At 73.2% G+C, this 15,061-nt stretch carries 2 protein-coding genes; both read right to left on the bottom strand.

Annotated elements, in window-relative coordinates; translation table 11 throughout:
* Positions 1-1,952: type I polyketide synthase (locus ACFXDE_RS41955; protein ID WP_380499458.1), on the bottom strand; the 1,952-nt coding region annotated here is incomplete at its 3' end.
* Positions 1,933-14,952 carry an SDR family NAD(P)-dependent oxidoreductase gene (locus tag ACFXDE_RS41960; RefSeq protein WP_380499459.1) on the bottom strand — a complete coding sequence of 4,340 codons (13,020 nt, stop codon included), beginning with the start codon at positions 14,950-14,952 and terminating at the stop codon, positions 1,933-1,935. The genes ACFXDE_RS41960 and ACFXDE_RS41955, both read right to left, overlap by 20 nt.
* Positions 14,953-15,061 lie beyond the last annotated feature (109 nt).

The following is a 15,061-nucleotide window of genomic DNA, read 5'->3' on the forward strand; positions in this document are numbered from 1 at the left end:
GCGGTCTGGAGGGCGAAGAGGGCGGGTTGGGTGTGGCGGGTGTCGTTGATGAGTTCGGCCTGGGGTGTGCCGGGCTCGGCGAACATGATGTCCCGCAGGCCGGGTTCCAGTAGCGCGAGGACGCGGTCGAGCGCAGCGGCGAAGACGGGTTGGGTTTCGTAGAGTTCGCGGCCTGCGCCGGCGCGCTGGGAGCCCTGGCCGGAGAGCAGGAAGGCGAGCTTGCCGGAACCGGCCGCCGTCCCGCGCACGACCGACGGGGAGGATTCGCCGTTGGCGATGGTGTGGAGTCCGGCGAGGAGGTCCTCGCTGCTGGTGCCGATCACGGCGGCCCGGTGCTCGAATGCGGTGCGGGTGGTGGCGAGGGAGTGGGCGAGTGCGCCGAGGTCGGTGTCCTCGGCGACCAGGGCGTGGAGTTGGCGGGCCTGGGCCTGGAGTGCGGGTTCGGTCTTGGCGGACAGTGCCCAGGTGTGGACGGCGCCCGGGACCTCCGGCTCGGTGTCGGTGTCGGCGTCAGCCGCGGGGACATGCTCCAGGATGACGTGGGCGTTGGTCCCGCTGATGCCGAAGGACGACACGCCGGCCCGGCGGGGGTGCCCGGTCTCCGGCCAATCCCGCTGCTCGGTGAGCAGTTCCACGGACCCCGCGGTCCAGTCGACGTGCGGCGAGGGCTCGTCGACGTGCAGGGTCTTGGGCAGCACGCCGTGGCGCATGGCCTCGACCATCTTGATGACGCCGGCCACACCGGCCGCGGCCTGGGTGTGCCCGATGTTCGACTTGATGCCGCCGAGCCACAAAGGCTGCCGCTCCGCCCGGTTCCGGCCGTAGGTGGCCAGCAGGGCCTGGGCCTCGATCGGGTCGCCGAGGCTCGTGCCGGTGCCGTGCGCCTCCACCGCGTCGACCTCGCTCGGCATGAGTCCGGCGTTGGCCAGCGCGGCGCGGATGACGCGTCGCTGGGAGGGGCCGTTGGGGGCGGTGAGACCGTTGCTGGCGCCGTCCTGGTTGACGGCGGTGCCGCGCAGGACGGCGAGCACGGGGTGTCCGTTGCGCCGGGCGTCGGAGAGGCGCTCCAGGAGCAGGAGTCCGGCGCCCTCGCCCCAGCCGGTGCCGTCCGCCGCAGCGGCGAACGGCTTGCACCGCCCGTCCACGGCGAGGCCGCGCTGGCGGCTGAACTCCACGAACAGGGCAGGTGTGGAGAGAACGGTGGCACCGCCGGCGAGTGCCAGCGTGCATTCGCCGTTGCGCAGCGCCTGTGCGGCCAGGTGCATGGCCACCAGGGAGGAGGAGCACGCGGTGTCGATGGTCACCGCCGGACCCTCCAGGCCGAGCGTGTAGGCCACGCGGCCGGAGGCGATGCTGGGCGCGCTGCCGTTGCCGAGGAAACCCTCGAACTCCTCCGGCAGCTGGTGCAGGAAGCGGGCCGCGTAGTCGGCGTACATGATGCCGGTGAAGACGCCGGTGCGGCTCCCGCGCAGCGAGGTCGGGTCGATCCCGGCCCGCTCGACCGCCTCCCACGCGATCTCCAGCAGGATGCGCTGCTGCGGGTCGATGGTCAGCGCCTCGCGGGGGCTGATCCCGAAGAACTCGGCGTCGAAGCCGGTCGCGTCGTCGAGGAACCCGCCCTCACGGGTGTACGACGTTCCGAACCGCTCCGGGTCGGGGTCGTACAGCCCGTCCAGGTCCCAGCCGCGGTCGGTCGGGAAGCCGGCGACGGCGTCGGAGCCGTCCGCGACCAACCGCCAGAGGTCCTCGGGCGTGCGGACGCCGCCCGGGTAGCGGCAGCTCATCGCCACGATGGCGATCGGCTCGCTGCCGGCGGCGACGAGCGCCTGGTTCTCCTGGCGGAGCCGCTCGACCTCCTTCAGTGAACTGCGCAGTGCCTCGACGACCTTCTCGTCTGGTGCGGCCATGTGAAAGTGCCTCCTTCGGCTCTCGTCAGGATCGGAATTCGCCAAGGGCGAGCTGGATGAGGCTCTCGGCACTCATGTCGTCGATGGCGTCGGTGTCGGGCTGTTCGGTCGACGGGTCGTCCGCCGGCTGGTCGGACTCGGTGAGCCTGAGCAGCCGGTCGAGCAGGCCCGAGGAACGGAGCCGGGACAGGGGGACGGAGTTGAGGATCCGGCGGACCTCCGCTTCCTCGGGGGAGAGTTCGGTGTCGGCCGCGCCGCCCGGGGCCAGCAGCACCAGGAGCTCCTCGGCGAGGGCCCGGGGTGTCGGGTGGTCGAACACCAGGGTCGCGGGCAGCCGGAGGCCGGTGGAGCCATTGAGCCGGTTGCGCAGTTCGACGGCGACGAGCGAGTCGAAGCCGAGGTCCTTGAACGCCCGGTGCTCCTCGATGCCGTCCCCGGACGCGTGTCCCAGGACGGCCGCGGCGCTCGTCCGGACGAGCTCCAGCAGCAGGGCGAGCTGCTCGTCGGAGGTGCGTCCGGCCAGTCGGTCGACCACCGACGGGCCGGTGGGGGCCGTGCGGGGGGCGTCGTTCCCGCGCTCGGTCCGGGGTACGAGGCCCGTGAGCACCGACGGCAGGGTGCCGGCCTTCGCCCGGTTCCGGAGGGCGGCCGGGTCGAACCGGGCCGCAACCGTGCTGGGGTGCCGACTGACCAGGGCGGCGTCGAGGAGCGTGAGCGCTTCGTCGGCGGTCATCGGGGCGATGCCGGTCCGGTTGAGGCGGGCGTGGTCGGCCTCGTGGAGGGTGCCGGTCATGGTGCTGGTGTCGGCCCACAGGCCCCAGGCGATGGAGGTGGCGGGGAGTCCGTCGGCGTGGCGTTGGTGGGCGAGGGCGTCGAGGTAGGTGTTGGCGGCGGCGTAGTTGGCTTGGCCGGGGTTGCCGATGGTGCCGGCGATGGAGGAGTAGAGGACGAAGGCTTGGAGGTCGAGGTGGCGGGTGAGTTCGTGGAGGTGGTGGGCGGTGTCGGCCTTGGGGCGTAGGACGGTGTCGAGGCGGTCGGGGGTGAGGGCGGTGATGGTGCCGTCGTCGAGGACGCCGGCGGTGTGGATGACGGCGGTGAGGGGGTGTTCGGCCGGCACCGTGGCGAGGAGTTCGGTGAGGGCGTCGCGGTCTGCGGTGTCGCAGGCGGTGATGGTCACCTTGGCGCCGTGGGAGGTGAGTTCGGCGGTGAGGTCGGTGGCGCCGGTGGCGTTGGGGCCGCTGCGGCTGACCAGGAGGAGGTGGCGTGCGCCGTGTTCGGTGATGAGGTGTCGGGCGGTGAGGGCGCCGAGGGTGCCGGTGCCGCCGGTGATGAGGACGGTGCCTTCGGGGTCGAGGGTGAGGGCGCCGGGTTCGGTGGTGACGCGGGTGAGTCGCGGGGTGTGGAAGGTGCCGTCGTGCAGGGCGAGTTGGGGCTCGTCGGGGATGTGGGCGGGGAGTTCGGTGGTGTCGGTGTCGGTGTCGAGGAGGGTGATGCGGTTGGGGTGTTCGTTCTGGGCGGAGCGGACGAGGCCCCAGACGGCGGCGGCGGCGAGGTCGGTGGGGCGCTCCCCGGTGGCGCCGGTGGTGAGGACGACCAACCGGCTGTCGACGAGGGCGTCCTCGGCGAGCCACCGGTGCAGGAGGGCCAGCACCCGGTCGGTGACCACGCGCAGTTCCTCGGGCGAATCACCCGCCGGAGCGATCGTGTACACCGCCCCGGCCACCTCGGTGCCGCTCGCGACCGCGCCGATCAGCGCGTCGATGTCGGGGAAGTGGGCGCGGGCTCCGTCGAGTTGGGCGCCGAGGGAGACGAAGGCCGACTCGCCCGGAGTCGTCTGCTGCGGAGTCCAGGACAGCCGGTAGAGGTGGCGGTCGTCGGACCGCGATGCCGCGGCGAGCTCGCCGAGGTCGAGCGGGCGCAGCGCGAGGGAATCGACGCTGAGCACCGGAGCGCCGGTCGCGTCGGCGGCGTGCAGGCTGAGCGCGCCGTTGGCGTCGGGCCGGATGGTCACCCGCAGCGTCGTCGCACCCGCCGCGTGGAGCGTGATCCCGGACCAGGCGAACGGCAGCTCCCCCTGGAGGTCGCGGCCGAGTCCGATGCCGTGCAGCGCGGAGTCCAGCAGTGCCGGGTGGATGCCGTACCCGGCGGCCGTCGACTCGTCCGTGAGCGCGACGTCCGCGTGGATCTCGTCGCCGCGGCGCCAGGCCGCCCGGAGCCCCTGGAAGACGGGACCGTACTGGTAGCCGAGGTCGCCGAGCCGGCCGTACAGGTCGGAGACGTCGACGGGAGTCGCGCCGGCCGGCGGCCAAGCGCCGCCGAGCGGCTCCGGAGCCGCGGGGTCGGCGGGTGCCAGAGTGCCGGTGGCGTGGCGGGTCCAGGGAGCGTCCGCGCCGCGCGAGTGCACACCGACGGCACGTCGGCCGGAGCCGTCCGCGGCCGAGACGGTCACCTGGATCGCGAGGGAACCCTCGGCCGGGAGCACCAGCGGGCTCTCCAGGGTGAGGTCGTCGATCCGCGGCACGTCGAGGGTGTCGCCCGCGTGCAACAGCAGCTCGACGATTCCCGCGCCGGGGAAGACGACGTTGCCGCCGAGAGCGTGGTCGGTGAGCCACGGGTGGGCGCCCCTGGAGAGCCGGCCGGTGAGCAACAGGCCTTCGCCGTCCGCCTGTTCGACGGCGGCACCGAGCAGCGGGTGCCCGGCGGAGCTGAGCCCGAGGCCGTCTGCGTCGCTGCTGTCGTGGGTGGTGGGCAGCCAGTAGGACTGCTGCTGGAACGCGTAGGTGGGGAGGGGTGTGGGGTTTCCGGTGGGGGTGGGGGTGGTGTGTCCGTGGGTGTGGAGGTGGGCGTGGGCGGTGGTGAGGGTGTGGTTTTCGGGTCGGTTGGGTCGGAGTGTGGGGGTGGCGGTGGGTCCGGTGAGGGTGGTGAGGGTGGTGGTGGGGCCGAGTTCGAGGTGGGTGGTGGTGTTGTGGTGGGTGAGGGTGGTGAGGCCGTGGTGGAAGCGGACGGTGCCGCGGACGTGCTGGACCCAGTAGTGGGGGTCGCGGAGTTCGTTGGTGGTGAGTTCTCCGGTGATGTTGGAGACGACGGGGATTTTGGCGGGGTGGTAGGTGAGGCCGCTGGTGATGGTGTGGAAGTCGTCGAGCATGCCGTCCATGTGGGGGGAGTGGAAGGCGTGGCTGACGGTGAGAGCACGGGTGCGGTATCCGGTGAGGTCGATGGTGTCGGTGTCGCCGGAGACGACGAGTGATTGGGGGCCGTTGATGGCGGCGATGGAGACGCGGTCGTTGAGGAGGGGGAGGATCTGTTGCTCGGTGGCCTGGACGGCGATCATGCCGCCTTCGCGGGGGAGGTCGGCCATGAGGCGGGCGCGTGCGGTGACGAGGGTGGTGGCGTCTTGGAGGTTCAGGATGCCGGCGAGGTGGGCGGCGGTGACTTCGCCGATGGAGTGCCCGAGAAGGTAGTCGGGGGTGATGCCCTGGTGTTCCAGGAGTCGGTAGAGGGCGGTCTGGAGGGCGAAGAGGGCGGGTTGGGTGTGGCGGGTGTCGTTGATGAGTTCGGCCTGGGGGGTGCCGGGTTCGGCGAACATGATGTCCCGAAGTCCCGGTTCCAGCAGTGCGAGGACGCGGTCGAGTGCCTCGGCGAAGACGGGTTGGGTTTCGTAGAGTTCGCGGCCTGCGCCGGCACGCTGGGAGCCCTGGCCGGAGAGCAGGAAGGCGAGCTTGCCGGATCCGGCCGCCGTCCCCCGCACGACGTTCGGCGAGGCCTCGCCGTCGGCCAGCGTCCGTAGAGCGTGGGTGAGTTCGTCGAGGTCGCTGCCGATGGCGACGGCCCGGTGCTCGAACGCGGTGCGGGTGGTGGCGAGGGAGTGGGCGATCGCGGCCGGGTTGGTGTCGGGGTGTTCGTGGAGGAAGGTGAGCAGGCGTGCGGCCTGGGCCTGGAGTGCGGGTTCGGTCTTGGCGGACAGTGCCCAGGTGTGGACGGCGCCCGGGGCCTCCGGCTCGCTGTCGGTGTCGGCGTCAGCCGCGGGGACATGCTCCAGGATGACGTGGGCGTTGGTGCCGCTGATGCCGAAGGACGACACGCCGGCCCGGCGCGGCCGACCGGTCTCCGGCCACTCCCGCTGCTCGGTGAGCAGTTCCACGGACCCCGCGGTCCAGTCGACGTGCGGCGAGGGCTCGTCCGCGTAGAGGGTCTTGGGCAGCACGCCGTGGCGCATGGCCTCGACCATCTTGATGACGCCGGCGACACCTGCTGCCGCCTGGGTGTGCCCGATGTTCGACTTGAGCGAGCCCAGCAGCAGGGGCGTCTCCCGGTCCTGCCCGTAGGTGGCCAGCAGGGCCTGGGCCTCGATCGGGTCGCCGAGGCTGGTGCCGGTGCCGTGCGCCTCGACCGCGTCGACCTCGCCCGCCGTGAGCCGCGCGCCGGCGAGGGCCTGGCGGATCACGCGCTGCTGGGAGGGCCCGTTGGGCGCGGACAGCTGGCTGCTCGTGCCGTCCTGGTTGACGGCCGAGCCGCGCAGGACGGCGAGCACGGGGTGGCCGTTGCGCTCGGCGTCGGAGAGGCGCTCCAGGAGCAGGAGGCCTGCACCCTCGCCCCAGCCGGTGCCGTCGGCGTCGGCCGAGAAGGCCTTGCAGCGGCCGTCGGCGGAGAGGCCGCGCTGGCGGCTGAACTCGATGAACGTGGCCGGGGTGGCCATGACGGTGACGCCGCCGGCCAGCGCCAGCGTGCACTCGCCGTTGCGCAGGGCCTGGGCGGCCAGGTGCAGGGCGACGAGCGAGGACGAGCACGCGGTGTCGACGGTGACCGCCGGGCCCTCCAGACCGAAGGTGTAGGACAGCCGACCGGACGCCACGCTGCCCGCGCTGCCGGTGACGAGGTAGCCCTCGTAGCCCTCGGGAGCGGTGTGGTGGCGCGAGCCGTAGTCGTTGTACATCACACCGGTGAAGACGCCGGTGGGGGTCGAGCGCAGCGTGGCCGGGGTGAGGCCGGCCCGTTCGAAGGTCTCCCAGGCGGTCTCCAGCAGGAGCCGCTGCTGGGGGTCGGTCGCGAGCGCCTCGCGGGGGGACATGCCGAAGAAGGCCGGGTCGAACCGGTCGGCGGCGTCGAGGAATCCGCCGTGACGGGCGTAGGAGGTGCCGGGGTGGTCGGGGTCGGGGTGGTAGAGGTTCTCCAGGTCCCAGCCGCGGTTGTCGGGGAAGTCGGTGATGGCGTCGCGGCCCTCGGTGACCAGCCGCCACAGGTCCTCGGGCGATTCGACGCCGCCGGGGAAGCGGCAGGCCATCGAGACGATGGCGATCGGTTCGTCGTCGGACCTCGGGACCACGGGGGTCACCGGGGTGTCGCCGGGTTCGGTGCCGGCCAACTCGGCCCCGAGGTGGGCGGCGAGCGCGTGCGGTGTCGGGTAGTCGAAGACGAGGGTGGCGGGCAGGCGCAGGCCGGTGCCGGCGTTCAGGCGGTTGCGCAGTTCGACGGCGGTGAGCGAGTCGAAGCCGATCTCGTTGAAGCCCCGGTCCGGGTCGATGGTCTCGGGCGTGGCGTGGGCGAGGACCGTGGCCACGGTCGTGCGGACCGTGTCGAGCAGCAACCGGTCGCGCTCCTGGGCGGTCAGTCCGGCGAGCCGGGCTGCCAGGGAGTTCGCCGGTGCCGCCGTGGCGGCGGGTCGGGCGGGGGAGCGGACCAGGCCGCGCAGGACGGGCGCCAGGGTGCCTCCGGCGGCCTGTGCGCGCAGTGCGGCCCGGTCGAGCCGCACCGGCGCGAGGTGCGCCTCGTCGCTGGCGAGGGCGGCGTCGAGCAGGGCCAGGCCCTCGTCCGCGGTGAGTGCGGCGATGCCGCCTCGGTTGAGGCGGGCCAGGTCGGCCCGGGTCAGCGTGTCGGTCATCGCGCCGCCCTCGGCCCACAGTCCCCAGGCCAGGGAGGTCGCGGGCAGGCCGGCGGCCCGTCGGTACTGGGCGAGGCCGTCGAGGAAGGTGTTGGCGGCGGCGTAGTTGGCCTGGCCGGGGGTGCCGGTGGTGCCGGAGACGGACGAGAACAGGACGAAGGCGGTGAGCGGAAGGTCCGCAGTGGCGCGGTGCAGGTTCCAGGCGGCGAGCTTGGGGCGCAGGACGCCGTCGAGCCGGTCCAGGGTCAGCGAGTCCAGGGTGCCGTCGTCCAGGACGCCTGCCGTGTGGACGACGGCGGTGAGGGGATGGGCGCTCGGGACGGTCGCGAGCACCGCGTCGAGCGAGGCCGGGTCCGTCACGTCGCACGCGGCGATCCGGACCTCGGCGCCCAAGTCACGCAATTCCTTTGCGAGTTGGTCGGCACCTTCGGCGGCGGGGCCGCGTCGGCTGAGCAGTAGCAGGTGGCGCGCGCCGTGCGTGGTGACGAGGTGGCGGGCCGTCAGGGATCCCAGCGCGCCGGTCGCACCGGTGATGAGGACGGTGCCCTCGGCGGCGACGGGCCGGGCCGGGAGGTCCGGCACGGTCGCCGGGGCCAGCCGCGGCACCAGCAGCTTGCCGTCCCGGAGCGCGAACTCCGGTTCGCCGGAGGCCAGGGCGGCGTGGAGGTTGCGGAGCGAGCCGTCGGTGTCGTCGGTGTCCACCAGGACGAAGCGGTCCGGGTGCTCCGACTGCGCGGTCCGGACCAGGCCGCGAACGGCGGCGGCGGCGAGGTCGGACACGCGCTCGCCGGGCTCGGTCGCGACGGCGCCACGGGTGAGGACGACCAGGCGGCCGGGGTGCGGACGGTCGGCCGTGGTCCAGGCCTGGAGCTGGGAGAGGACCCGCCCGGTCAGCGCGAGCGCTTCCGCCGCCGGGTCGTCGGTGCCGGCGGAGATGCACGGCAGCAGGATGTCCTGGGGCTCGGCGGACGACGGCGCGGACAGTGCGATCGGCTCGACGGTCGTCGTGCCGCCGTCGGACGGCCAGCGGAACGCCTCGGCCGCGAGCGGCCGGTCGGCGGGCTCGGCGGAGCCCTGGAGGAGGACCGGCTTCCAGTCCAGCCGGTACAGCAGGTCGCGGGTGTTCCGCGTGAGCTGCGCGGCCTCCACCGGGCGGACCAGCAGGGTCTCGACGGACACGACGGGAGCGCCGTCGGTGTCGACGATCCGCAGGCCGACCGTGTTCTCCCCGGTCCGGGTGAGGCGCACGCGTACGGCGTGGGCGCCCGAGGCGTGCAGCGTGAGGCCGGACCAGGAGAACGGCAGCCGCAGCCGGCCGGGTTCGTTGTCGAGGGTCAGCAGGCGGATCGCCGCGTCGAGCAGCGCCGGGTGCAGGTCGTACCGGTCGGCGTCGGTGCCGTCCGGCAGGACGACCTCCGCGAGGTAGTCCCCGCCGTGCCGCCAGGCCGCGCTCAGGCCGGAGAACACCGGCCCGTACTGGTAGCCCTGTTCGAGTAGCTGCTCGGAGAGCTCGGCGAGGTCGACCGGAACCGCCCCGGCCGGCGGCCAGGCGCCGTCCAGGCCGTGGTCGCCGGCCTGCGCCGCCGGACGGGCGGTGGCCAGCAGGCCACCGGCGTGGCGGGCCCACTCGCCGTCGGTCGTGCGGGCGTGGACCGAGAACGGGTGCCGGCCCAGGTCGTCGGCCTCGGCGAGGATGACCTGGAGCTGAAGACCCTCCTCCGGCGGCAGGACCAGCGGGCTTTCGAGGGTCAGGTCCTCGACCCGGTTCAGGCCGAGACGGCGTCCGGCCTGGAGGGCCAGTTCGACGAAGCCCGCTCCGGGGAAGAGCACGGCGTCGAGGATGGCGTGGTCGGCGAGCCAGGGGTGGGTGGCGAGCGAGAGCCGACCGGTGTGGAGCACGGCCTGGCTGTCGGCCTGCTCGATCGCGGCGCTGATCAGCGGGTGCTGCGTGGCGGTCAGACCTGCGCGGGTGAGGTCGGGTGCGGAGGACGGGGGGTTGAGCCAGTAGGTCTGGTTCTCGAACGCGTAGGTGGGGAGGGGTGTGGGGTTTGTCTGGTGTCGTGTGGGGGTGGGGGCGGTGTGTCCGTGGGTGTGGAGGTGGGCGTGGGCGGTGGTGAGGGTGTGGTTTTCGGGTCGGTTGGGTCGGAGTGTGGGGGTGGCGGTGGGTCCGGTGAGGGTGGTGAGGGTGGTGGTGGGGCCGAGTTCGAGGTGGGTGGTGGTGTTGTGGTGGGTGAGGGTGGTGAGGCCGTGGTGGAAGCGGACGGTGCCGCGGACGTGCTGGACCCAGTAGTGGGGGTCGTGGAGTTCGTTGGTGGCGAGCTCTCCGGTGACGTTGGAGACGACCGGGATTGTCGCCGGGTGATACGTCAGAGCGCTCGCGACGGTGAGGAACTCGTCGAGCATGCCGTCCATGCGCGGGGAGTGGAAGGCGTGGCTGACCGTGAGAGCACGGGTGCGGTATCCCGTGAGGTCGATGGTGTCGGTGTCGCCGGAGACGACGAGTGAGTGGGGGCCGTTGATGGCGGCGATGGAGACGTGCTGGTTGAGGAGGGGGAGGATCTGTTCTTCGGTGGCCTGGACGGCGATCATGCCGCCTTCGCGCGGAAGGTCGGCCATGAGGCGGGCGCGTGCGGTGACGAGGGTGGTGGCGTCTTCGAGGTTCAGGATGCCGGCGAGGTGGGCGGCGGTGACTTCGCCGATGGAGTGCCCGAGGAGGTAGTCGGGGGTGATGCCCTGGTGTTCCAGGAGCCGGTAGAGGGCGGTCTGGAGGGCGAAGAGGGCGGGTTGGGTGTGGCGGGTGTCGTTGATGAGTTCGGCCTGGGGTGTGCCGGGTTCGGCGAACATGATCTCCCGAAGTCCCGGTTCCAGCAGTGCGAGGACGCGGTCGAGTGCAGCGGCGAAGACGGGTTGGGTTTCGTAGAGTTCGCGGCCTGCGCCGGCGCGCTGGGAGCCCTGGCCGGAGAGGAGGAAGGCGAGCTTGCCGGAACCGGCCGCCGTCCCGCGCACGACGTTCGGCGAGGCCTCGCCGTCGGCCAACTGCTCCAAAGCGTGGGTGAGTTCGTCGAGGTCGCTGCCGATGACGACGCCCCGGTGCTCGAACGCGGTGCGGGTGGTGGCCAGGGAGTGGGCGATCGCGGCCGGGTTGGTGTCGGGGTGTTCGTGGAGGAAGGTGAGCAGGCGTGCGGCCTGGGCTTGGAGTGCGGGTTCGGTCTTGGCGGACAGCGCCCAGGTGTGGACGGCGCTCCCCGGAACCTCCGGCTCGGTAGCAGCGTCAGCCACGGGCACGTGTTCGAGGATGACGTGGGCGTTGGTGCCGCTGATGCCGAAGGACGACACGCCGGCCCGGCGCGGCCGACCGGTCTCCGGCCACTCCTGGTGATCCGCCAGGAGTTCGACGGAGCCCGCGGTCCAGTCGACGTGCGAGGACGGCCGGCCGAGGTGCAGGGTCTTGGGCAGCACGCCGTGGTGCATCGCCTCGACCATCTTGATGATGCCACCGACGCCGGCGGCGGCCTGGCTGTGCCCGATGTTCGACTTGAGCGAGCCCAGCAGGAGAGGCGTCTCCCGGTCCTGCCCGTAGGTGGCCAGCAGGGCCTGGGCCTCGATCGGGTCGCCGAGCGCGGTGCCGGTGCCGTGTGCCTCGACCGCGTCGACCTCGTCCGCAGTGAGCCGCGCGTTGGCGAGGGCCTGGCGGATCACCCTCTCTTGGGAGGGTCCGTTGGGTGCGGTGAGACCGTTGCTGGCACCGTCCTGGTTGACGGCGGTGCCGCGGACCACGGCGAGCACGGGGTGGCCGTTGCGGCGGGCGTCGGAGAGGCGCTCGACGAGGAGGAGTCCGGCGCCTTCGGCCCAGGCGGTGCCGTCGGCACCGTCGGAGAAGGGCTTGCAGCGGCCGTCGGCGGCGAGTCCGCGCTGGCGGCTGAACTCGACGAAGGTGCTGGGGGTGGCCATGACGGTGACGCCGCCGGCGAGGGCGAGGTCGCACTCGCCGTTGCGCAGGGCCTGGGCGGCCAGGTGCAGGGCGACGAGGGAGGAGGAGCACGCGGTGTCGACGGTGACCGCCGGGCCCTCGAAACCGAAGGTGTAGGACAGCCGGCCGGACGCCACGCTCGGCATGCTGCCGTTGCCGACGTACCCCTCGAATCCCTCCGGTGCCGGTCGCAGTCGTGCGCCGTAGTCGTCGTACATGACGCCGGTGAAGACGCCGGTGCGGGTGCCGCGGAGGGTGTCGGGGGTGATGCCGGCGCGTTCCAGGGCTTCCCAGGCGACTTCCAGCAGGAGCCGCTGCTGGGGGTCGATGGCGAGGGCTTCGCGGGGGCTGATGCCGAAGAAGTCGGGGTCGAAGTCGGCGGCGTCGTGGAGGAAGCCGCCTTCGCGGCTGTAGGAGGTGCCGGGGTGGTCGGGGTCGGGGTGGTAGAGGTTCTCCAGGTCCCAGCCGCGGTTGTCGGGGAAGGTGGTGATGGCGTCGCGGCCCTCGGTGACCAGGCGCCACAGGTCCTCGGGTGAGGTGACGCCGCCGGGGTAGCGGCAGGCCATGCCGACGATCACGATCGGATCGCCGTCCGTGGCCACCGCGGCCGCCACCGGCGCCGTCGTGGCGGGCCGGCCCAGGGCCGCGGTCTGCACGAAGAGCGCGAGGGCGGCGGGGGTCGGGTGGTCGAAGACGAGGGTGGTCGGCAGCCGGAGCCCGGTCGCGGTGTTCAGCTGGTTGCGCAGCTCCACCGAGGTGAGGGAGTCGAAGCCGAGGTCCTTGAAGGCCCGTTCGGTGTCGAGGGCCGCCGGGTCCGGGTGGGCGAGCACGGTCGCCGTGACCTTCCGGACGAGCTCCAGGACCGCCGCGCGCTGTTCCTCCTCCGGGAGCCGGGCCAGCCGGTCGCCGAGGGCGGACGGGGCTGCCGTCAGGGCGGCGGCCCGCCGGGGGACGGCGCGGACGAGCGTGCGGAAGAGCGGCGGCAGGGTGCCGGCCTCGGCCTGCGCGCGCAGCACCGCGGTGCTGAGCCTGGCCGGTACCAGTTCGGCCCGGTCGAGCCGGAGCGCCTGGTCCAGCAGGGCGAGGCCCTCCGGGGTCGGCATCGCCGCGACGCCGTTGCGGCTCATCCTGGCGCGGTCGGCGTCGGAGAGCTCGCCTGCCATGCCGTCCTGCTGGTCCCACAGGCCCCAGGCGAGGCTGACCGCGGGCAGCCCCTCCGCGCGCCGCGTGCGGGCGAGCGCATCGAGGAAGGTGTTGGCGGCGGCGTAGTTGGCCTGGCCGGGGTTGCCGATGATGCCGGAGACCGACGAGAAGAGGACGAACGACGTGAGGGCGAGCGAACGGGTCAGCTCGTGGAGGTGCCAGGCCGCGTCGACCTTGGGGCGCAGCACCGTGTCCAGCCGCTCGGCGGTGAGGGTGGTGACGATTCCGTCGTCCAGCACGCCGGCCGCGTGCACGACGGCGGTGAGGGGGTGCTCGGCCGGCACGGTGGCGAGGAGCTCGGCGAGGGCGTCGCGGTCCGCGGTGTCGCAGGCCGCGATGGTCGCCAGGGCGCCCTGCTCTGCGAGTTCGGCGGCGAGTTCGGTGGCGCCGGTGGCGTTGGGGCCGCTGCGGCTGACGAGCAGCAGGTGCCGGACGCCGTGCTCGGTGACCAGGTGCCGGGCGAGGTGGGCGCCGAGGGTGCCGGTCGCGCCGGTGATCAGGACGGTGCCGTTCTCGGTGAAGGCCGTGCGGTCGGCTTCGGCGGAGGTCGCCCGGATCAGCCGCGGGGCGGACAACGCGTCGTTTCGCAGCAGGAGTTCGGGCTCTCCGGTGGACAGCGCCTGCGGCAGGAGTTGCCAGGACGCCGCGCTGCCGTCCACCTCGGCGAGCACGAAGCGCCCGGGGTTCTCGGACTGCGCCGACCTCAACAGGCCCTGGACGGTGGCGAGTCGCGGGTCACCGTCCGCGCCCTGGGTGGCGACCACCAGGCGAGCGCCGGACAACTGCTCGGCCGCCAGCCACTCCTGGACGAGCAGGAGGGCGTCCAGTGCCAGACGGCGAGCGAGCGTCGGAGCGTCGGATTCGGATCCGGGCTCGACGTCGGACGGGACGGAGAGCGGGGCGAGGACGACGGTGGGCGCCGGGCTTCCGGCGTTGACGGCCGCGCACAGATCGGCCAGGTCCGCGTACCGGTCGACGTCCAGCCCGGCCGGCAGGACGGCCGACCGGCCGACGACGGCCCACCGCTGCGGGGCGGTCGGCGCGGCGGCGGGGGCGGCCACCGGAACCCACTCCACCTGGTAGAGCGAGTTCGCGGCCGCCTCGTCGCGCGGGGCGAGGGCGTCCCGGTGGACGGCCCGCAGGGTCAGCGTTTCGACCGCGCCGACGGGCTCGCCGGCCGGATCGAAGAAGGCCAGCGCGACGGAGTCCTCGCCGACCGGCGACACCCGCACCCGCAGGGCCTGGGCACCCACGGCGCTCAGGCCGACGCCGCTCCAGGCGAACGGCAGGCGCGGGGTCCGTCCGTCCCCGTCGCCGTCCATCACGACCGCGTGCAGGGCGGCATCCAGCAGCGCGGGGTGCGCGCCGTACCGGTGGGCCTCGGACTGCTGCGCCTCCGACAGCACGACCTCGGCGAAGGTCTCCGTGCCGAGGCGCCAGGCGGCCTGGAGGCCCTGGAACTCGTCGCCGTACTCGTAGCCCAGCCCGGCCAGCCGTTCGTAGAGGTCGGAGACGTCGACCGGCTCCGCCCCGGCCGGTGGCCAACTCGCGGGCGCCGTCCGGGCGGTGTCCGTTCCCGTGCCCAGGACACCGCCGGCGTGCCGGGTCCACGGCTGGTCCTCGGCCCGGTCCGCACGGGAGTTGATGCTGAAGGGCCGCTCACCGCGGGCGTCGGGACCCCCGACCACCACCTGGAGCTGAACGGCCCCGGTCGTCGGCAGGACCAGCGGGCTCTCCAGCGTGAGTTCCTCGATGCGGTCCTGGCCGGTCTGCAGTGCGGCCTCGGAGGCCAGCTCGACGAAGGCCGTTCCGGGGAGCAGGACCTGGCCCGCGATCCGGTGGTCGGCGAGCCACGGGTGGGTGCGGAGCGACAGCACGCCGGTGAGCAGCAGGCCGTCACCGTCGGACAGGGCGACCGTGGCGCCGAGCAGCGGATGGCCGGAGGCCGTGACGCCTGCGGCGTTCAGGTCGCCGAGGGCGTGGGTGGTGGGCAGCCAGTAGGACTGCTGCTGGAACGCGTAGGTGGGGAGGGGTGTGGGGTTTCCGGTGGGGGTGGGGGTGGTGTGTCCGTGGGTGTGGAGGTGGGCGTGGGCGGTGGTGAGG

Origin of the sequence: Kitasatospora sp. NPDC059408, assembly GCF_042751525.1 — a bacterium.
Taxonomy (GTDB): Bacteria; Actinomycetota; Actinomycetes; order Streptomycetales; family Streptomycetaceae; genus Kitasatospora.